Consider the following 18,006-nt stretch of genomic DNA (forward strand, 5'->3'; position numbering starts at 1 on the left):
CCACATTTTTTGGCTCAATCAGTTGGTGACAACTCTGATTCTCCTTTTGGTGATAGGAGTGTACGGCACGCATTTGTTTATTTCCGAACAAAGAGCTATCCGCGAGCGCATGGAGCCCGCACTTTCTCGCGAAGTCGATCGTCTTAATACGGATATTTTTATTCTTGAGGCGAACGTTCAAAAATTAAAAAGCATGGTGGATCTTTTCGAAGCTATGCCCGCGTCGGCCCGTGTAGAAAAGTTTAGAAACTTCGCCGCTTCAACGATAGCCCCACACTCAACGCAGTTTAACGCGTACTTTGCTTTGGCTCCGCAACTGGCCAAAAAATATTTTGGCAAAAGTTCTTACGTCTATGTGGTGCATAGGGATTACTCTCTCTTTGCGAATCCGAAATACAATGACCCTCATTATTTCGTTTCTGAACAGTTTCCTGAGCCTGGTTATTACACGGATCCCGAGGCGCAATGGTGGGCTATGAACGATGGCCACCCGGGAGTGAATTTTTCGGATTTTTATTTCGACAAAGGCTACATGGAAAAAGTCATGTTTAGCACAACCATGGGGATCTATTCCGATGGAAAACTTGAGGGCGTTGTCGGGATTGATACCTTGGCCAGCGATATCGCGCACCGTCTGGGTTCATTCCGTTTAGGTGACACCGGTGGAGTTATTATCGTCGATAGTCACGGTCGTCCGGTGCTGCCACTGATTGCTCGTGATCTTCCTTTGGTGGGATACAAATATCTTCGGGCATTCACGAAAGATGAATTCCGCCGTATGCCGACAATTGTGCAAAAAATATTTAATATTCAGGGACAGAAACTTCAGGATTTTCCCGGAGCCGATGGAAAGACTTATCTCACTTATTCAAAACCTCTTAAGGGACGTCCTTGGCATATGATTATCTACCAGGAAAAAACGGAAGCCTATTCCGGCTTGTATTTCCGTTTGGTGTTCTTTGGTTTTGTGGCTTTGACGGCGTATTTCTTTTTAACGCTGATGGTGTGGCTCACAGGCAAATATGTCGTGACTCAGGATAAATCGGTTCTAGAAGAACTTCGTGAGTCTCGCGATAAAGCTGAAGCGGCAACCAAAGCAAAGTCCTTGTTCTTATCGACAATGAGCCATGAGATCCGCACGCCGCTAAATGCGATGTTGGGATCAGCAGAATTACTGGAAGAAACTCCTCTTAACGGTGAACAAAAAGATCTTCTGGGCGCTTTAAGAAGTGCCGGCGATACTTTGTTAAGCATGCTCAATAATATCTTGGATTTTTCAAAATTCGAATACGGTCGGATGCAATTGGAAAGTCGTGAGTTTTTGCTCAGTGATTTAATTCGTGAAGTAGAGGCGTTAGTTTCAACTGCGATTCTGCGCAAAGCTTTGCAATTTCATTTTAATGGACCAGAACAAGATCGTTGGATTGTTGGCGACTCTTTGCGCTTAAAACAAGTGCTGATGAATCTTTTGGGTAATGCCGTGAAGTTCACAGATCGGGGCACCATTGAACTTACAGTGAAGCCTTTTCCGGGGAACGATGCAGATCATGAATATTTTCTTTTCGAGGTGAAAGATACGGGGATTGGTATCGCTCAAGAAAATATGCAAAAGATCTTTGATGAGTTTGGGCAAGAGGACTCTTCGGTGACTCGCCGTTTTGGTGGCACGGGTTTAGGCTTAAGCATTTCCAAGAAAGTCGTGCAACTGATGGGCGGGGAGTTGCACTGTGAAAGTCAGCAATATCTAGGATCGAAGTTTTATTTTTCAATCCTTATGAAAAGCCGTAAAGCAGAGCCCTGGAATGTGCGTTGGACCACGCGAATTGCGGCGCCTCCTGTGCAGCAGCCGGCCCGTGAAGCCGGGGTGATGGTTCGCCGTGTTTTGATTGTCGATGACATGGATGAAAATCACATGCTCTTAAAGGCCTATATGAAAAAGCTTGAGTTCGTGATCGTGGATTCTGTGTATGGCGGTTATGAGTGCTTGGAAATGTGGGAACGCAATCACTATGATTTGATTTTCATGGATGTCCAAATGCCGCGCATTTCGGGCCTTGATACCATTCGCAAGCTTCGCGATTTGGAACGCATGCAGAATCGAACGCGAACACCGGTGATTGTGATCTCGGCGAATAGTTTTATGGAAGATATTGAGAAAAGTCTCAATGCCGGAGCCGATGAACACTGTGGCAAGCCCGTGCGCAAGCAAACGGTGGTGGAGCTTGTTCAAAAATACTGTCTTCCTCAAGGTGAGACAGCTCCTGCAAACTCTTAATACAGCGTTAAGTTTATAACAGGTTATCCCGATATTACGTAGGTCTGAGCCCGGAATGGATATTGCTTTTATTCATTACGAGACGTGAAATCAGGGGGGAATTGTGAAAAGAGTCTTGGCACTCGTAGCGACATTGTGTCTCGTTTTGGGATTCCAAAACTGTGCTCAGAATCAGATGCAGTCATTGGATCTTGCGGCGAGTGACGTTTCCGTCAATCTTCCTCCGCAAAGTTCAAACGGAGATTCTTCCACAGGTGGATCTTCGGTATCCACAGCCGGCAAAGTAACCTATGTTGAAATTCCAAATATTTCTGAAGACGGCTCTGTTGCCCAAAAAGCATCCCCTGTGACTCCTTATCGTTTGGTGATTTCATTGCAATCCGGTTCTATTCAATTGATGGATGACTCCAACGCTGTTTTGCAAAAACGTTGTTTGGATTCAGGAAGCTTGCAAGAGCTTAAAACAATTCTCGGTGGTGCAAACATCTGTGCTGCTTCGGCTCCAGCGGAAGATCAAATCTGTGCGATGAAATATCAACCAGGTTATGCTTCGTTGTTTGTGAATGAAAAACGCGTGAACTTAGGTGAAGAGCAAGATTCCTGCGGTCGCGGCCGTAAAGATCTGTGCGGCGCTCTCACAGACGTGTTTCAGGCTTACGTTTCTCACGTAAAGCAACACTGGACAGAGATGGATTGCGAATAATCTGAATCACGAATTCATCAAGCCTTTTCCTAAGGCTTCAATAGTAAGACGTTCCGAAGGAACTTTTCCAAATTCCGGTCTGTACACGAGGGCAATTTCGTCTTTATAGACCGGTAATTTCTCAAGCTGTTTTAGCGGTCCTGAAAATAAATGAACGGCTCTTTCCGGTAGAATACCAAATCCAATTTCTTCATTAACAAGTCTGCAAATAAGCTCCAAGCTTTCTGTTGAAATGATATTGCGAGGTTTATCTTTCCATTTCTTTAAAATGGATTGCGTTTGAAAGAGATCTGGATTGCAAATAATAGTGTCCAGATTTTTTGAACTCTTATGAGCCCACACTCCAACCACGTCTGTTGCAATCGGAGTAATAACCAGATCAGGGACACGGACAGGATTTATGACAATCCCTACATCAATGGTCCCTTTTTGAATCTCGGATTGGATGTTGCGTGAAAGGTCATGTCTCAGCTCAATCTTGTAATCAGGAGCCACAGACTTTAAATGTTTTAAAGCTTTCGGTATTGAGTATTGGGCAACTGTGGCATGACAGCCGATAATGATTGTCCTGCCTGCGAATATATTTTCTTTGTCTGTCGCAATATCCAAATCTGACAAAGCACGCAGGGCTGTCTGCGCCTTGTTTAACATTATTTTTCCTGTCGGCGTAAGTTGGATGCCGCTTCTTGATCTGTAAAATAGCGTGCAACCAAGATCATGCTCCAAGCGTTTAAGGCTCTCTGACAGGGCTGGCTGACTGATTTCCAGCTTATTTGCGCATTGAACAATGGTTTCACACAAGGCCATTTCCACAAAGTTTCTCATGTCGTTCAGTCTGTATTTCATAAGTATTTACCTATATATGTTATAAGTTTATCCATATTTTACTTATACAATAATTTCAAATAGGTTCTTTTCAGGTTTCGAAAAAATTTTAAGAAGGACTATTAAAATGAAAAAAATTATCTTTTCTGTACTTCTGCTCAGCACGATGTTCTCAGTGGCCAATGCAACTGAAACCAACCTTATGAACTGCCGCGACAGGTACTTTAGTATCTTTTCGGCGAAGCAAACGGACGGGAAAATATTTTTGCGTCTTGATGCCGCTGGATATGCAGATCGCTTGGAGCTTGCTGATAAACTAGGGCTGCCGCCGGAAAAAGCATTTAATAGACTTGATATGAGTATGCCCAAAGAAAACTGCTCATGGGCTAAAGATGGTCGACTTAGTTGCTTGGCTAACAATCTAACATTGGTTTTCCGAAATTTTAACGGTGATGTGGAAGTGATGACGGTTTCTAGATTCACCTTAAACACAGGAGAAATGGGCGTGGGTTCAAGCTCTTACAGACGTGTCGAGGTAACTATTGAGCGCGACGAGGTTGTCACTGATTCGAAGGGATACCCTTCCTGTAGCGGAGAAATGTCTAGATAAACTTCGTGCGGAAATGAAGTATAAAAAAACCCTAGTAATTTCTTACTAGGGTTTTTTAGTTTTTATGCCTTTTTTAAACGCCAAGAAGCGTTTTTACTTTATCGAACGCTTGAGGCAGGCTGCCACGATTTGGAGCTGCTCCTTGAGCGAAGTCAGGGCGACCGCCCCCTTTTCCACCCATGACCGCTGCGACTTCTTTCAAAAGATCACCGGCTTTTGTTTCGCCTGTGATGTCTTTAGAAACGCTCACAATAATAGGATGAGAACCTTCACCTTGGCCGACAACAACGACAACACCGTTTTGAATTTTGTTTTTCAAATGGTCTGTCACTTCAGCAAGAACTTGTCTGTCATCCAAAGCCACGTCAGCAAGAACCAATTTTGCTGAAGATCCAGATTTTGTTTTAAAGCTCAATGCTTTGGCTGCAAGGTCGTCGACATTGATTTGTCCGCCTTGAAGCTTCTTCATTTCTTTTTCCATCTGCTTGATCTGTTCTTTGAAAGCTTCCACGCGGTTTGCGAGTGTCGAAGTTTCACCAGTCGCTTCAAGATGTTTTAAGTAGTGAGGGCTTTTTTGTAGGCCTGCTGCCGTTAAAGCGTCGTCGAAATGAGCGATAGAACTCATTGCGTATTTCACGGCACCATCGCCTGTGATCGCTTCCACGCGGCGAACACCAGAGCTGACGCCCGCTTCAGAGACGATTTTGAACAAACGAATTTGTGAAGTGTTCTTCACGTGCGTACCGCCGCAAAGTTCGCAAGAGAAATCGCCCATCGTGAGGACACGCACTTGATCGCCGTACTTTTCACCGAACAACGCCATCGCTCCTTTAGCTTGGGCCTCTTTCGGGCTCATGATTTCTACTTTCACGTCGTGAGCTTGTGCGATCTGTTCGTTGACGAGATCTTCGATTTGTTTGATCTCTTCCGAACTCAACGGTTTGTTGTGAGTGAAGTCGAAGCGGGTTTTTTGTGAGTCCACCAAAGACCCCGCCTGCGTTACATGTGCACCCAAAACTTTACGGAGAGCTGAGTGCAACAAGTGAGTCGCTGAGTGATTGCTCATGGTATTGCGACGTTCAAATGGATTTACAATCGTATCAACGCTTGCACCTACTTTAAAATCACCGTGTTCAATTTCCACATGATGAAGAATAATATCGTCAATCTTTGTTGTATTCACAACTTTCGCGCGAGAAGGGCCTTCCATGAGGTAGCCGATGTCACCGGCTTGACCGCCGCCTTCACCATAGAAAGACGTTTGATCAAGGATGATCACGCCGTTTTCGCCTTGTTTTAAAGACGTAACGACTTCATGGCCGTTAGAAAGAGCCGTGATCTTTCCACCATCTGCAAAACCATTGTAACCCGTGAATTTCACAGCTTTACCGCTCGCCAAATAATCTTTTGCGAATTTGATCAAGTGCTGCTCATCCGCACCCAAAGCTTTCCCTTTCCAAGAGGCTTTGGATTTTGCACGATTCGCTTCCATTTCTTTTTCAAATGCCGCTTCATTCACTTCCACGCCGTTTTCATTTGCAATGACGCGAGTTAAGTCAGCAGGGAAGCCATAAGTGTCGTACATTCTGAAAACAACTTCGCCAGAAAGTTCTTTGATACCTTTGGCTTTTGCTTTCGCAAGCTCATCCATCAAAATATTAGTCCCGTTATCCAAAGTGCTGATGAAACGGTCTTCCTCGTCACGGATGGTATTCAAGATGTGATCGCGACGTTCTTTGAGTTCTGGATAAACAGAGCCCATGCTTTCAATCAAAGCCTCTGCCATCCCAGGCAAGAAAGACTGATCTGCGGACAGTTTACGGCCGTAACGAATTGCACGTCTCATAATACGACGAAGAACGTAACCGCGGCCTTCGTTGGAAGGAAGTGCGCCATCAGCAATCAAGAAGGAAGTTGAACGGCAGTGATCCGCTAAAACGCGAAGAGCCGCTGTTTTTTCCGCTTGTTCTTTGTCTTTCGCAAGAATTTCGCGATCTGTGATGTACTTCACGTTTCCAATTTTGCAAGCCAGTTCGATCATTGGTTGGAAAAGATCTGTGTCGTAGTTATTAAATTTACCCTGCATCGCTGCCACAACACGCTCAAGACCCGAACCTGTATCTACAGAAGGCTTTGGCAATGGAGTCAACGTGCCCGGAGGATTTTCAAAGTACTGCATGAAAACCAGATTCCAGATTTCAACGAAACGATCTTCACCGGCTGCGATCCCTTTGTAAGGATCAGAGATCGTTCCTGCTTTAGGACCGTGATCGTAGAAAATCTCTGTACAAGGACCGCAAGGACCTGTGTCGCCCATTTTCCAAAAGTTATCAGAGTCAAAGCGGAAGATGCGGTCTTTAGGAATGCCTTCTTGATTGTGCCAGATGTCTGCGGCTTCATCGTCAGACAAGTGCACCGTCACGTACAATTTCTCTTTAGGTATTTGCAATTCTTTTGTCAAAAACTCCCACGCAAAGTGAATCGCGTCTTTTTTGAAGTAGTCGCCGAAAGAAAAGTTCCCCAACATTTCAAAGAAAGTGTGATGGCGAGCTGTGAATCCTACATTTTCCAAGTCATTGTGTTTACCACCGGCGCGCACGCACTTTTGCACAGTCACGGCGCGAGTGTAGTCACGCTTCTCAAGACCCAAGAAAGTATTTTTAAACTGATTCATACCCGCATTGGCGAAAAGCAACGTCGGATCATTTTCAGGAATCAAAGAAGAAGAACCCACATGAGTGTGACCATTTTTTTTGAAATAGTTCACAAAGGCGTTGCGGATGTCAGAGCTTTTCATAAATAACCTTTCTTACGGTCTCGGAATCAAAGCCACGGGAAGCCAGGAGTCGTCCGACTCGGGCTTTATCTTCCCGCGAGAATTCATAATCTTCATCATACTTATTTTTGACAATCGAAAGAGCCTTTTCAAGCTCCAAGTCTCGGTCTGTTTCTACCGAAGGCAGACCTTTTTCGCGAAGGTAATTGTTGATGTAGTGAATGCCCTTGTTGCGACGGTGAAGCATGTCAGCCAGTCGATGGGCGAGGTCCTTGGGATCTCCCAGCCAGTTGTTGTCCTTGGCGAAGTCGATGGCCTCATCAACAATGTTTCCCAAATCCTCTTCGTCTGAGAACTTTTCTCGCAATTTCGTGCGCAGTTCTTTTTCGGAATGGTCCCGACGGGCAATAAGGTCCATGACCTTCTTTTTAGCTGCTTGTCGGGTTTTGAGGGGATCTTTCTCTCGAGACATCCCCAGATTATTACTCTGTTTTTTAGTTCTTGCGAAGAACAATTTCGGTCAGCTCACAATATGTTCCAAGGCGTAATTGCGGACCCCAATAGCCTGTGCCTTGATTGACATAGAGCTGCATATTTCCTAGGCGGTAAAGACCCTTGGAATACTTCTCAAAAAAGACGATCAACCAATTCCACGGAAAGAACTGACCGCCATGGGTGTGACCAGAAAGCTGCAAGTCGTAACCTGCGATTTGCGCATGGGCCGCCAGCGAAGGCTGATGAGAAAGCAAAAGTTTAAAGCTGCCTTCACGTTGCTGGCTTTGCAAACGGGCAAAGTCCGGGCTTTCGTGTTTAAAATGTCCTGCGGCGGGATCGGGAACTCCGGCAACCTGCAAAAGAGCTGAACCTACTGGAATATTGGCCGTTTCATTTACTAAAACTTGAAAACCCAACTCGCGGAACGCTTGAAGTCCCTTGTGCGCGTCCCAATAGTATTCATGATTTCCCGGGACATAATAAATGCCATGCTGGGCTTTGAGGTTTTTAAGAATTTTAAATTCCTCTGCGTGTTTTTCCACGAAGCTATCCAGAATGTCGCCCGTGAAAACAATCACGTCGGGCTGAATCTCTAAAACGCGTGCTACTAATTTTTGTACAAACGAAGTCGGAAGACTTGGGCTAATATGCAAGTCACTGATGTGAACGATACGCAAGCCTTCAAGTTCTTGCGGAAGGTTTTTAAAAAACACCGGAACCTTTTTTAGACGAGGTCCGATTTGCACAATCGCATTTCCTAAAACGATGAACAGAACCGGAAGCCCCAACAAGGCCGCTGTGGCTTGGGAGCTGTACAGATGCTCAAACGGTGTCGGCATAATTAAATTATCGGCGAAGGCAAAGAGATCACGCAGGATCACAAAACTCACTAAGAAATTAATATAAGCCATGACCGTTAAAGAGCCATTTAACAAACGATCTCGCCATGGTTTGTGGTCCAAATTTTTTTCTTTCCAGAAAAACAAGAAGGTCCCAATCACCATTGTAAAGAGCAGCGCCAAAAACGCCACCAACGAGGTCGTGCCCACCCACGTAAAATCCGTGAAGCGAGTCAACTGGTGAGAAACGTAGATGAATATAACCAGAATAAGAGAGCTTGCGATGGTCCGAAATAAACCCATAGGCAAGGTCATAACATGGTTCCCTGTCTTTGCACAGCTCATTGTAAAAACACAGATCGGCGTCCAGGGAATTCGGTGTTACCCTTAGTGAGTCCCTGGAGGTTTGTATGAGTTTTCGCAGTGAATTCGAACAGGCGAGGGATTTTTTAATTCTTCATCGTTCTGACTACAACTACACCTACAACCATTTTCAATGGCCGCAGTTTGAAGAATTCAACTGGGCCCTGGATTATTTCGATCCCATGGCGGAGGGCAATCATAACTTAGCTCTTTGGATCGTCAGTGAGTTAGGGGAGCAGAAGAAATACACCTTTGAAGAACTCTCCAAGCGCTCTAATCAGGTCGCGAATTTCCTTAAAAGCCAAGGCGTGCAAAAGGGCGATTCGGTTTTTCTTTTGATCGAAAACGATGCAGCTCTCTGGGAGATCATGCTGGGTGCGATGAAAGTGGGAGCGGTTCTAGTTCCCAACAATCCTTTGCTTTCTCAGCAGGAACTTAAAGACCGTTTGAATCGCGAAAAAATTAAAATGATTGCGACGACAAAGAAACACGCCGAAAAATTTGACGTTTCAAATTCCAGCGTGATCTCTTTGCTGGTCGATGGTGAATTGCCCGGGTGGACTCCGTATGAAAAGTGTTATCAAGAAAGTAATTTCTTTGAACCTGCGGAAAAGACCAAAGCGACCGATCCGCTTTTTCGCTATTTTACTTCAGCAAATACGGTGAAGCCTAAGATTGTAGAGCACTCTTACGGAAGTTTCCCGATTGGCCATCTTTCAACCATGTACTGGATTGGTCTTCGTCCCGGCGACATTCATTTAGGAATCAACTCGACGGGATGGGCGATGCATGATTGGAATAATTTTATTGTTCCGTGGAACGCCGTCGCCACCATTTTCATTTCTAAGCAAGAGCGCTTTAATGCGAAATTGATTCTTGATACTTTAAGTGAATATGAAATCACAACGTTCTGTGCTCCTCCGACAGTGTGGCGTTTGCTGACCCAAGAAGATTTAGCTTCTTACAAAGTGCATCTGCGCGAAGCGGTGAGCACAGGGGAAGCTTTGAGTGCTGAAATCATCTCGAAGGTTTATAAAGCTTGGGGAATTTTTGTGCGTGACGGATACGGACAAACAGAAACCTCAACTCTGATCGGAATTCCGCCTGAAGAAAAAAACAGTTTCGGTACGATGGGAAGACCTTTGCCCGGATATCAAATTGCTCTTTTAGATGCACAAGGAAGCAAAGTCGACGCTGGCGAAGTGTGTGTGTCGTTGAAGAATCATCCGTGGGGATTGATGTCAGGTATTGATACCTCCACCGAATATTATCATACCGGAGACACAGCCTACATCGACGATGCTGGAAACTACACATTCTCTGAACGTGTGGATGGCATCTTTAAATCTTCGGACTATCGCATCAGTCCTTACGAATTAGAATTTGTTCTTAAAGAATTTTCCGCGATTAGCGAGGCCGTTGTGATTCCAAGTCCTGATCCGATCCGCGAAGCTGTTCCCAAAGCTCTGGTGTCTCTTGTTAAAGGGGTTGAACCAACAAGAGAGCTTGCATTGGATATTATGAACTTCGCACGCATGCGTCTTTCTCCATTTAAACGAATCCGTCGCGTGGAATTTATAGAAATTCCAAAAAATACTTCGGGAGAAATTCTTCGCGGTGAGCTTGTTGCGCTAGAAAAAAACAAACGCATTGCCGGAGAAAAATCACCTTACGAGTTCTGGGAAGAGGACGCAAAAATCAATCTTGGTGAAACATGGGCGCAAGAGTTGCCCTAGTGATTTTTATACGTGAAAAGGAGAATTTTATGGCTTTGCAATCAACCCAACCTTCCGAAAAAAAATCAGGCTCTCCTTCAACGGGTGAAGCTGAAATCACTCGCTTGATGGAGCAGTATGCGGAAGCCGTTAGCAATAAAGATTTAGAAGAGATCATGTCCTTTTACGCTCCCGAAGTGATAGCTTTTGACTTGATGCCACCACTGCAAATTTTTGGTAAAGATGCTTACAAGAAAAACTGGAGCAACATCACGCAAATGGGAGAAAGTAATTTTTCAATTCGCGATCTTCATGTGACAGCGGGTGAAGACGTGGCCTTTAGTCATTGCCTTTGTCATATGACTGGACAAGCAAACTCGGGCGAAAAATTTGACAGTTGGGCGCGGCAAACAGCATGTTACAAAAAGGTCAACGGCCAATGGTTGATTGTGCATGAAAACTACTCCGTTCCCGTCGACATGCAAGCAGATAAGCCTCTTTGGAGTTTAGATCCCGATCAAAAAACGGAAGCACATTAAAAGTAGGGAGCTAAATGCTCCCTACGCCCATAATTTTTTTCATTTCTGAGACGGTTTGTGCGACGACTTCGCGGGCTTGTTCGGAGCCCTTGCGACAGATTTCTAAAACTTCGCCTTTGTCTTTGGCAAACTCTTCGCGGCGAGCTCGAATCGGCGCAATCATTTCTTCTAATATTTGGGTCAGACGTTGTTTAACAGTGCCGTCACCCAGTCCTCCGCGACGATAATGATCTTTTAATTTTTCCACTTCTTCTTTGTTGGGATCAAAAGCATCTAAGAAAGTGAAAACAACGTTTCCTTCGACTTGTCCGGGATCTTCAATGTGCAAGTGGTTGGGATCAGTATACATCTTCTGTACTTTTTTCTTCAGTTGGTCGAAGGGTTCCGCCAGTGAAATGGAATTTCCCAGCGACTTGCTCATCTTCGCTTTACCGTCGATTCCGGGCAAACGCCCTTGGGTTCCTCCCAGAGCTTTGACCTTTTTGAAGAGTTCCGTGTTGTAAAGATGATTGAATCTTTGGGCAATTTCGTTGGTTTGCTCAATCATCGGATTCTGATCGTCTCCAACAGGAACAACGTCGGCTTTAAAACAAAGAATGTCGGCTGCTTGGCTTACAGGATAAGTTAAAAACCCCACGGGCAGATTTCTTTCAAAATCTTTTTGCGCGATTTCTGTTTTCACGGTGGGATTTCGCTCTAAGCGTGCGACGGTCACAAGGTTTAAAAAATAAAAAGTGGTTTCAAAAAGTTCCGGAATCATCGATTGAACAAAGATCGTGCTTTTCGCAGGATCAATACCCACGGCTAAATAATCTAAAGCCACCTCGACAATGTTCTCGCGAATCATTTGCGGATTTTTAAAATTATCCGTCATCGCTTGGGCGTCAGCGATAATCAAATATTGCTTGTGTGTCTCTTGCAATTCCACACGATTTTTCAGCGAACCAATATAGTGCCCCAAGTGCAAAGGGCCTGTGGGACGATCTCCAGTCAAAATGACGGGTTTCATAAAATCTCCAAAGACAAAATTTAAAATCTAACAACGAAAACGGAATAAAAAGGGGCTTACCCCAAAATAAAATGAGTCGGCGGCTAGCGCCACCAAGAAAAAGATAAGAATGAAGATATTAACGAACGTAACATGAAACTTTCGGCCCATTGATTGTCGCCGGAAAACTTGCGCAACTCACGAGACCCGCGAGTCTTCAAAGTGCAGTTCAGGTGAGGCGCATTTTTCCAGCTTTTGCAGTATCTGTTAGTAGAGTTCATAAAGTCGAATCGCTAATTTTGATGGGTGCTATAAAATTTTATTGTAGGTGAATGCGGCCAGCAGCTTGCTGTTTTGACGCCCATCATTTTGCTTTGCAATGCAAAAAGGTACGGCGTACCTCCTATCTATGCGCAATTTCTTAAAGCAATTAGCAACCTTGTTTGGCGTTGGTCTTTTTCCTAAAGGCCCGGGCACAGCCGCTACTGTCGCGACGATTCCGTTGGTGTTTCTTTTGTCGAAATTAGGACCCTTGGTGTACATGGGGGCGATTGTTTTGCTGCTCCCCGTCGGAATTGCCGCCTGCGAAGTTTATGAGCAGGACAAGGGTGGTCACGATCATAAAGAGATCGTAATTGATGAGGTTTTAGGTTTTCTTATTACTATGGTCTGGCTTCCTTTGACATGGCAGGCCATTTTAATCGGTTTTGCCCTGTTCAGATTGCTGGACATCACAAAGCCTTTATTCATAGGATATTTAGATAAGAAGATCCAAGGAGGTCTTGGGGTGATGGTGGACGATGTGGCCGCGGGGATAATTGCGAGTCTCATCATGCAAGTTCTCTACACTCAAACCAATTGGTTGGGCTCTCAGGTGTTGGTGCCGTAACAATGTCACTGAACAACGAGAAGCTTCAAGAACTCATTAGATCCCTTCGCGACCGAAAACTCACAGTGGGTTTTGCAGAAAGTTGTACTGGAGGTGCACTTTCCGCATTTTTGACAGAGCAGCCTGGCGTATCCGACATCTTTTTAGGCTCTGTGGTTTCTTACTCTAACGAGGCGAAGGTGGATCTTCTGGGGGTCCGTCGAGACACTCTCATGCAAGAGGGTGCGGTGAGCGAGAAAGTCGCTCGTCAAATGGCGCACGGAGTGCGTCGGCAGCTAAAAACTGATTGGTCTGTGGCAATTACAGGCATCGCTGGTCCGACCGGTGGAACACCGACGAAGCCAGTGGGCACTGTATGCATTGCTATCGCTGGACCGGGGTTTGAAGACTCACGAAAGGAATTCTTTTCGGGAGATCGCAAAGCCATCCAGCAGATGTCCGTCGACTATTCAGTTCGTTGGCTGTGTGAAGTTCTCGACAAGGTTTAAGATCGGCCCCGGCCGGCAACATTAACAATAAAAGTGTCGTAGCGAATGCTACGAGAGAGAGGGAATACGCAGATGGCAACAACAACTGTGGATACAAAAGCAAGCAACGAAAAAACAAAAGCATTGGAATTGGCTGTTTCAGCAATTGAAAAGCAATTCGGTAAAGGTTCAATCATGCGCTTGGGCGCAAATGAATCTTTGGTTAAAGACGTAGAAGCGATCAGCACAGGCGCATTGAGCTTGGATATCGCTTTGGGTATTGGTGGTCTTCCAAAAGGTCGTATCGTAGAAATCTACGGACCAGAGTCTTCTGGTAAAACAACTCTTTGCTTGTCTGTTATTGCTCAAGCTCAGAAAAAAGGCGGCGTTGTTGCTTTCGTCGATGCGGAACATGCATTGGATGTTAACTACGCTCGTAAATTGGGTGTGAACACAGAAGATCTTTTGATCTCTCAACCAGACACTGGTGAACAAGCTTTGGAAATCACTGAAACACTTGTTCGTTCTGGCGCGATCGACGTATTGGTTGTCGACTCCGTAGCGGCGTTGGTTCCTCGTGCAGAGATCGAAGGTGACATGGGGGATTCTCACGTAGGTCTTCAAGCTCGTTTGATGTCTCAAGCTCTTCGTAAGTTGACTGCGGCAATCAACCGTTCAAACACTCTTGTTATCTTCATCAACCAAATCCGTATGAAGATCGGTGTGATGTTCGGTAATCCAGAGACGACTACGGGTGGTAACGCATTGAAATTCTACTCTTCAGTTCGTTTGGATGTACGCCGTGTGGGCGCGATCAAAAACGGTGAAGACGTCACTGGTAACCGTACTGCGGTAAAAGTTGTGAAAAACAAAATGGCTCCTCCGTTTACGAAGGTTGAATTCGACTTGATGTACGGCGAAGGTATTTCTGAAGAAGGCGATCTTCTTGATCTAGCAGTGACTGCAAACTTCGTAGAAAAATCAGGTGCATGGTTCTCTATGAATGGCGAGCGCATGGGCCAAGGCCGCGATGCTGCGAAAACATTCTTGAAAGAGCACCCAGAATACATGACTGAGCTTCGTTCAAAAATCTTGGCAGCGAATGGCATCGGCAAATTGTTGGTAGACGCTAACGGAAACAACGGCGAAGACCACGAAGGTACAGAGCCAGTTGAAGCTGAAGAAGCAGCACCAAAAAAAGCAAAAAAAGGTAAGCACTAATCCGCGGACACGGGCAGTGCCAGAGCGACTTCCGTCGCGCAAGCTAAAAGGAACCCACTCTCCGGAGTGGGTTTTCCTTTTTCAAAGAAGTTGGCTTCTTAGTGATCATGTGAATTTACATGAATTTGACTTGTACTGACCTTGCTGATTTCACTATGATGGCTGAAAAACTGGGAAGTCTATGCCATACGTAAATGTACAAATTACTAAAGGTGCCACGAAAGAACAGAAAGCTCAGCTTATCAAAGATATTACTGACTCCTTGGTCAAAGTGCTGCATAAAAAGCCTGAACACACCCATATTGTTATTCAAGAAATCGCTGACGAAGATTGGGGATTTTCTGGAATGCCGACTGACCAGTGGAAAAAAACTTCCACTCTAGAATAAGTCCCACAAAAAAAAGTAAGCATTAATTTTTTGTTTGTGATTCGAGTTGATGCGCCCCCCGTGTTGGAAACAACCTGGTTTTTTCACCTTTTGGCGTGAAGAGGCTCTTTAAGCTCCAGGCTGTTTGTATTTTATCTTGTTGGCCTTACGTAATGCTTCCAGTTCATGTCTCTGACCTCTTTTGAAGTTCGCTATTGTTTTAATATAAATTTCAGGTGGCTCTAAGATGTTAGATTTCACTGGTGGTTTTGGGATCCGATACTTTTTAGCTCTAACGGAAGTAGTTTAAGTACTATTTTCCTCCGTGAACATCAAGATTTGCAGAGTTTTCTGCGTAGGACGTTATGGATTCCATCCGCAGACTAAAGAATCTGAAACTCCGACAACAAACGCATTGTTGGGTGCCTTGGCTGTAATACTTCCTGAGGTTGCTATATGAATATCAAAAGACTGTCCAATATATCTGTCGGTATGAGTGTCGATAACGCCGGCATCTAACGCGACCAACTGACCTTGAGTGAAGATGTGCAGTTGAATGTCATTCGAAGATGAACCTAAACCCAAGATTTGAAGATCCGAATCCGTATGCGTAGAACTCTTGCAGACAAAAATGATAGAATCATCACCGCCTCCTTCTTTGACTCCGTTAAGGATACGAGCAGAAGCGATGTTTGAAATAACAAGAATAAAAAGACCGATCATACTGAAACGAAGTTTCATAAAGTTTCCTTTCGTTTTGTGAGAGGGAAAAAACTAATTTGCAATTGGTAAACGTCTTTTGCTTTTTTCGGCTGCATTTCACGAGCAAAAGATCTGCGGAATTCGCCAATCTTAGAAATTGCCAGTTGCAAGTCGTCGGGATCAAAACACAAAGTGGCTGATGTGTGACTGCGTTCGGCAAGTGGCACTTCTTGTACGGCCCGCTTAGAAAGTGCTAAAAGCTGAACCTGGTATTTTCTGGCGGCGTCGGAAGTCTCTGAAGGTGTTAAGTGTGTCAGCTCTCCGTTTTCGGAAGCGTCCATCCATTTGCCTTTAGAGTTTTTCTTAAGAAGTCCCAGGCGAAGCAAACGCTCCAGAGCAATGTTCACTTCTGATTTGGTAATACCCAGACGCTGGCTGATCCATTGTGCGTCGGGCTTGAAGTCTTCCAGGTAAGTGAGTTCCAAAATCGCGTAGTGATACCAGTCGGAAATCACGGCAAAAGTATCTAAAGCCAGTTGTTGAAAATGAATTTCTGAAGCACTTCCCGATGATGTTTCTTCTGAGGCAGGAAGTTTACGGATTTGTTCCGTGGATAGACCTAAAGCGGCCCCCAGGCGCAGTTTCATTTTCTCAGTGATGGGACGTTTGCCATTGATCATTTGAGACAATGCAGATGGCTCTATTTGCAAGGCGCGCGCAAAGGATCTAAGAGAATAATTGGGGTTGTTGCGACATCTTGCCACGAGCTCTTCTTGCAGGAGCTGCTTAAAGTTCCTGGCTTGGATTTTTTTGCCTTTAATGCTGACGACTTCCATGAACATGGGCTTAACATTGACCTTAATTGAACTCTACCTATTTGACACAAACCGTGTCAGAGGGCGGTAATTACCCTCTGATCGCGTAAGAATTTCTTATTGGCAAACCAAAGAGTCTGTTTGGCCGATGCTCAGAATAGAGTTTGCTGCTTTGGCTGTAATGCTCACGGCGCCTTGGCGGCTGACGGCGATATCGAAGATGTGGCCTTCGTACTTGCCAGTTGTTTTGTCGAAAGTGCCTTCGTCTTGCACAAGCATTTCGCCACCTAGGAAAACCGCGATTTGAGCGCCGTTTTCTTTTTCATCACCGAAGCCAAAAACTTTTAAAGCAGAGTCCACGTTCGGCGCGCTTTCGCATGTGAAGAGAATAGCTTGATCCACCGGAGCAGAAGCCATTGCTTGGAAGCCAATAAGAGAGAAGATTGCTGTTGCGATAACCATTTTCATAAATCAGTCCTTTTCGTTAGGGTTGTTTGTTGTTTTCTTGGTCCCGGTAGTATCGCGGCTTTGCTGCTGTGACCAGAAATTTTGACACAAAGTGTGTCAAAATCTGACACGGGTAATTTCTGCCAAGAGTCTTCTTTGATTAATCTTTAACGGTATATTATAACGGGATATGATTTTAAAAAGTCTCTTCCTGATCTCTCTCATTCTGTTTTCGTCAGTAAGAGTGCTTGCTGCTGAAAAGTTGTTATTTGCTTCCTCGGACAGCTTGCCACCAAAGATTTATAAAGAAGACGGTGAACTCAGAGGTACTTACGTCGAAATCATTCGCGAAATCTGCAAGCGCATGAATGTGGAAGCAGAGTTCGTCACATATCCCTGGGCGCGAGTGATGGTGATGGCAAAAACTGGAAAGGTCGATGCAATCTTTCCGCCCTTTAAGACACCTGACCGCGAAGCTTTTTTGTATTTTACCAGTGAACCGATGAGCCACACTCGCAACGTGGTTTTTGCTCCGAAGAAGAAGCATATCACCGTTAACAGTCTGAACGATCTTCAGGGGCTGACTGTCGGAATTAACGATCAGTATTCTTATGGTCCTAAGTTTGACGCTTATAAAAAGAATCTGAATCTTGATCTCAGTAACAACGAAGAAATGCTCGTCAACAAACTGGGCCGCAAGGGTGCAACGAAACGAATTGATGTCGCCATCGCATCTGAAGAAGTTTTTAAATTTTTAAGCAAGCGACTGGGCTTCTTGGACGATTTCGAAGTGGTCTATGTTCTTTCCGCCAATCCTTCGTATGTGGCCTTTTCAAAAGCCAAAGGAGAGAAAGCCAAAGAGCTGACCGAGCAGTACAACAAAATTCTTCTCCAGCTTAAGAAAGAAGGATTTGTTCAAAAAGTTATGAACAAATACATCGAAAACGAAAAATAAAAAAAGCTCTCCGAA

18 protein-coding genes are annotated in these 18,006 nt (G+C 44.8%); 10 read left to right on the top strand and 8 right to left on the bottom strand.

Annotated features, from left to right (window positions below; genetic code table 11):
* Positions 1-25: 25 nt before the first annotated feature.
* A complete protein-coding gene (locus AAAA78_RS02385; protein ID WP_340590120.1) occupies positions 26-2,275 on the top strand; it encodes a hybrid sensor histidine kinase/response regulator in 2,250 nt (749 codons plus the stop codon).
* Positions 2,276-2,378: 103 nt separating this feature from the next.
* A complete protein-coding gene (locus AAAA78_RS02390; RefSeq protein WP_340590121.1) occupies positions 2,379-2,978 on the top strand; it encodes a hypothetical protein in 600 nt (199 codons plus the stop codon).
* Positions 2,979-2,984: 6 nt separating this feature from the next.
* On the opposite strand, the gene AAAA78_RS02395 is transcribed toward AAAA78_RS02390, so the two are convergent.
* The gene (locus AAAA78_RS02395; protein WP_340590122.1) at positions 2,985-3,803 is read right to left on the bottom strand and encodes a LysR family transcriptional regulator; all 819 of its coding nucleotides are present in this window, start codon (positions 3,801-3,803) and stop codon (positions 2,985-2,987) included.
* A gap of 127 nt (positions 3,804-3,930) precedes the next feature.
* Between AAAA78_RS02395 and AAAA78_RS02400 the strand changes: the two genes are divergently transcribed.
* Positions 3,931-4,413, top strand: coding sequence for a hypothetical protein (locus tag AAAA78_RS02400; protein WP_340590123.1), 483 nt, complete (start codon positions 3,931-3,933; stop codon positions 4,411-4,413).
* A 73-nt stretch (positions 4,414-4,486) separates the two neighbouring features.
* Here AAAA78_RS02400 and alaS read toward each other — a convergent pair whose 3' ends face one another.
* From alaS to AAAA78_RS02415, 3 genes are read right to left on the bottom strand one after another with little or no spacing between them, the layout of a single operon-like run.
* Positions 4,487-7,210, bottom strand: a complete 2,724-nt coding sequence (gene alaS, locus AAAA78_RS02405; protein WP_340590124.1) for an alanine--tRNA ligase — start codon at positions 7,208-7,210, stop codon at positions 4,487-4,489.
* Complete coding sequence (locus tag AAAA78_RS02410) at positions 7,197-7,661, bottom strand: regulatory protein RecX (RefSeq protein WP_340590125.1); 465 nt, start codon at positions 7,659-7,661, stop codon at positions 7,197-7,199. The genes alaS and AAAA78_RS02410 overlap by 14 nt, the downstream gene beginning before the upstream one ends.
* A 22-nt stretch (positions 7,662-7,683) precedes the next feature.
* Positions 7,684-8,826, bottom strand: a complete 1,143-nt coding sequence (locus AAAA78_RS02415; protein WP_340590126.1) for a metallophosphoesterase — start codon at positions 8,824-8,826, stop codon at positions 7,684-7,686.
* A gap of 107 nt (positions 8,827-8,933) precedes the next feature.
* On the opposite strand from AAAA78_RS02415, the gene AAAA78_RS02420 reads away from it, so the two are divergent.
* Together AAAA78_RS02420 and AAAA78_RS02425 are read left to right on the top strand one after the other, a co-directional pair.
* Positions 8,934-10,622, top strand: a complete 1,689-nt coding sequence (locus AAAA78_RS02420) for an AMP-binding protein (RefSeq protein WP_340590127.1) — start codon at positions 8,934-8,936, stop codon at positions 10,620-10,622.
* Positions 10,623-10,651: 29 nt separating this feature from the next.
* Positions 10,652-11,140, top strand: coding sequence for a YybH family protein (locus AAAA78_RS02425; protein WP_340590128.1), 489 nt, complete (start codon positions 10,652-10,654; stop codon positions 11,138-11,140).
* A 10-nt stretch (positions 11,141-11,150) separates the two neighbouring features.
* Here AAAA78_RS02425 and trpS read toward each other — a convergent pair whose 3' ends face one another.
* Positions 11,151-12,149 carry a tryptophan--tRNA ligase gene (trpS, locus tag AAAA78_RS02430; RefSeq protein WP_340590129.1) on the bottom strand — a complete coding sequence of 333 codons (999 nt, stop codon included), beginning with the start codon at positions 12,147-12,149 and terminating at the stop codon, positions 11,151-11,153.
* Between the two features lie 388 nt (positions 12,150-12,537).
* On the opposite strand from trpS, the gene AAAA78_RS02435 reads away from it, so the two are divergent.
* From AAAA78_RS02435 to AAAA78_RS02450, 4 genes are all read left to right on the top strand, one after another.
* Positions 12,538-13,017, top strand: a complete 480-nt coding sequence (locus AAAA78_RS02435) for a phosphatidylglycerophosphatase A family protein (protein ID WP_295900062.1) — start codon at positions 12,538-12,540, stop codon at positions 13,015-13,017.
* 2 nt (positions 13,018-13,019) lie between these two features.
* Complete coding sequence (locus AAAA78_RS02440; RefSeq protein WP_340590130.1) at positions 13,020-13,505, top strand: CinA family protein; 486 nt, start codon at positions 13,020-13,022, stop codon at positions 13,503-13,505.
* Positions 13,506-13,577: 72 nt separating this feature from the next.
* Positions 13,578-14,705, top strand: a complete 1,128-nt coding sequence (recA, locus tag AAAA78_RS02445) for a recombinase RecA (protein WP_340590131.1) — start codon at positions 13,578-13,580, stop codon at positions 14,703-14,705.
* Positions 14,706-14,886: 181 nt separating this feature from the next.
* Entirely contained in the window at positions 14,887-15,093 is a 207-nt protein-coding gene (locus AAAA78_RS02450; protein WP_340590132.1) for a tautomerase family protein, read from the top strand.
* A gap of 342 nt (positions 15,094-15,435) precedes the next feature.
* On the opposite strand, the gene AAAA78_RS02455 is transcribed toward AAAA78_RS02450, so the two are convergent.
* From AAAA78_RS02455 to AAAA78_RS02465, 3 genes are all read right to left on the bottom strand, one after another.
* Positions 15,436-15,813 carry a hypothetical protein gene (locus AAAA78_RS02455; protein WP_340590133.1) on the bottom strand — a complete coding sequence of 126 codons (378 nt, stop codon included), beginning with the start codon at positions 15,811-15,813 and terminating at the stop codon, positions 15,436-15,438.
* Positions 15,810-16,616 (bottom strand): TIGR02147 family protein, encoded by an 807-nt coding sequence (locus AAAA78_RS02460; protein ID WP_340590134.1) that lies wholly within the window; start codon positions 16,614-16,616, stop codon positions 15,810-15,812. Before AAAA78_RS02460 ends, AAAA78_RS02455 begins: the two co-directional genes overlap by 4 nt.
* A 90-nt stretch (positions 16,617-16,706) precedes the next feature.
* A complete protein-coding gene (locus AAAA78_RS02465) occupies positions 16,707-17,057 on the bottom strand; it encodes a hypothetical protein (protein ID WP_340590135.1) in 351 nt (116 codons plus the stop codon).
* Positions 17,058-17,226: 169 nt separating this feature from the next.
* Between AAAA78_RS02465 and AAAA78_RS02470 the strand changes: the two genes are divergently transcribed.
* Positions 17,227-17,991 (top strand): substrate-binding periplasmic protein, encoded by a 765-nt coding sequence (locus AAAA78_RS02470; protein ID WP_340590136.1) that lies wholly within the window; start codon positions 17,227-17,229, stop codon positions 17,989-17,991.
* The last annotated feature ends 15 nt before the right edge of the window (positions 17,992-18,006 follow it).

Origin of the sequence: Bdellovibrio sp. BCCA (assembly GCF_037996825.1) — a bacterium.
Taxonomy (GTDB): Bacteria; Bdellovibrionota; Bdellovibrionia; order Bdellovibrionales; family Bdellovibrionaceae; genus Bdellovibrio.

What these genes read in the sequence shown, in the direction of transcription:
- AAAA78_RS02395 (WP_340590122.1), bottom strand. Translation starts at nt 3,803, where the DNA reads ATGAGAAACTTTGTGGAAATGGCCTTGTGTGAAACCATTGTTCAATGC.
- AAAA78_RS02400 (WP_340590123.1), top strand. Translation starts at nt 3,931, where the DNA reads ATGAAAAAAATTATCTTTTCTGTACTTCTGCTCAGCACGATGTTCTCA.
- alaS (WP_340590124.1), bottom strand. Translation starts at nt 7,210, where the DNA reads ATGAAAAGCTCTGACATCCGCAACGCCTTTGTGAACTATTTCAAAAAA.
- AAAA78_RS02410 (WP_340590125.1), bottom strand. Translation starts at nt 7,661, where the DNA reads ATGTCTCGAGAGAAAGATCCCCTCAAAACCCGACAAGCAGCTAAAAAG.
- AAAA78_RS02415 (WP_340590126.1), bottom strand. Translation starts at nt 8,826, where the DNA reads ATGGGTTTATTTCGGACCATCGCAAGCTCTCTTATTCTGGTTATATTC.
- AAAA78_RS02420 (WP_340590127.1), top strand. Translation starts at nt 8,934, where the DNA reads ATGAGTTTTCGCAGTGAATTCGAACAGGCGAGGGATTTTTTAATTCTT.
- AAAA78_RS02425 (WP_340590128.1), top strand. Translation starts at nt 10,652, where the DNA reads ATGGCTTTGCAATCAACCCAACCTTCCGAAAAAAAATCAGGCTCTCCT.
- trpS (WP_340590129.1), bottom strand. Translation starts at nt 12,149, where the DNA reads ATGAAACCCGTCATTTTGACTGGAGATCGTCCCACAGGCCCTTTGCAC.
- AAAA78_RS02435 (WP_295900062.1), top strand. Translation starts at nt 12,538, where the DNA reads ATGCGCAATTTCTTAAAGCAATTAGCAACCTTGTTTGGCGTTGGTCTT.
- AAAA78_RS02440 (WP_340590130.1), top strand. Translation starts at nt 13,020, where the DNA reads ATGTCACTGAACAACGAGAAGCTTCAAGAACTCATTAGATCCCTTCGC.
- recA (WP_340590131.1), top strand. Translation starts at nt 13,578, where the DNA reads ATGGCAACAACAACTGTGGATACAAAAGCAAGCAACGAAAAAACAAAA.
- AAAA78_RS02450 (WP_340590132.1), top strand. Translation starts at nt 14,887, where the DNA reads ATGCCATACGTAAATGTACAAATTACTAAAGGTGCCACGAAAGAACAG.
- AAAA78_RS02455 (WP_340590133.1), bottom strand. Translation starts at nt 15,813, where the DNA reads ATGAAACTTCGTTTCAGTATGATCGGTCTTTTTATTCTTGTTATTTCA.
- AAAA78_RS02460 (WP_340590134.1), bottom strand. Translation starts at nt 16,616, where the DNA reads ATGTTCATGGAAGTCGTCAGCATTAAAGGCAAAAAAATCCAAGCCAGG.
- AAAA78_RS02465 (WP_340590135.1), bottom strand. Translation starts at nt 17,057, where the DNA reads ATGAAAATGGTTATCGCAACAGCAATCTTCTCTCTTATTGGCTTCCAA.
- AAAA78_RS02470 (WP_340590136.1), top strand. Translation starts at nt 17,227, where the DNA reads ATGATTTTAAAAAGTCTCTTCCTGATCTCTCTCATTCTGTTTTCGTCA.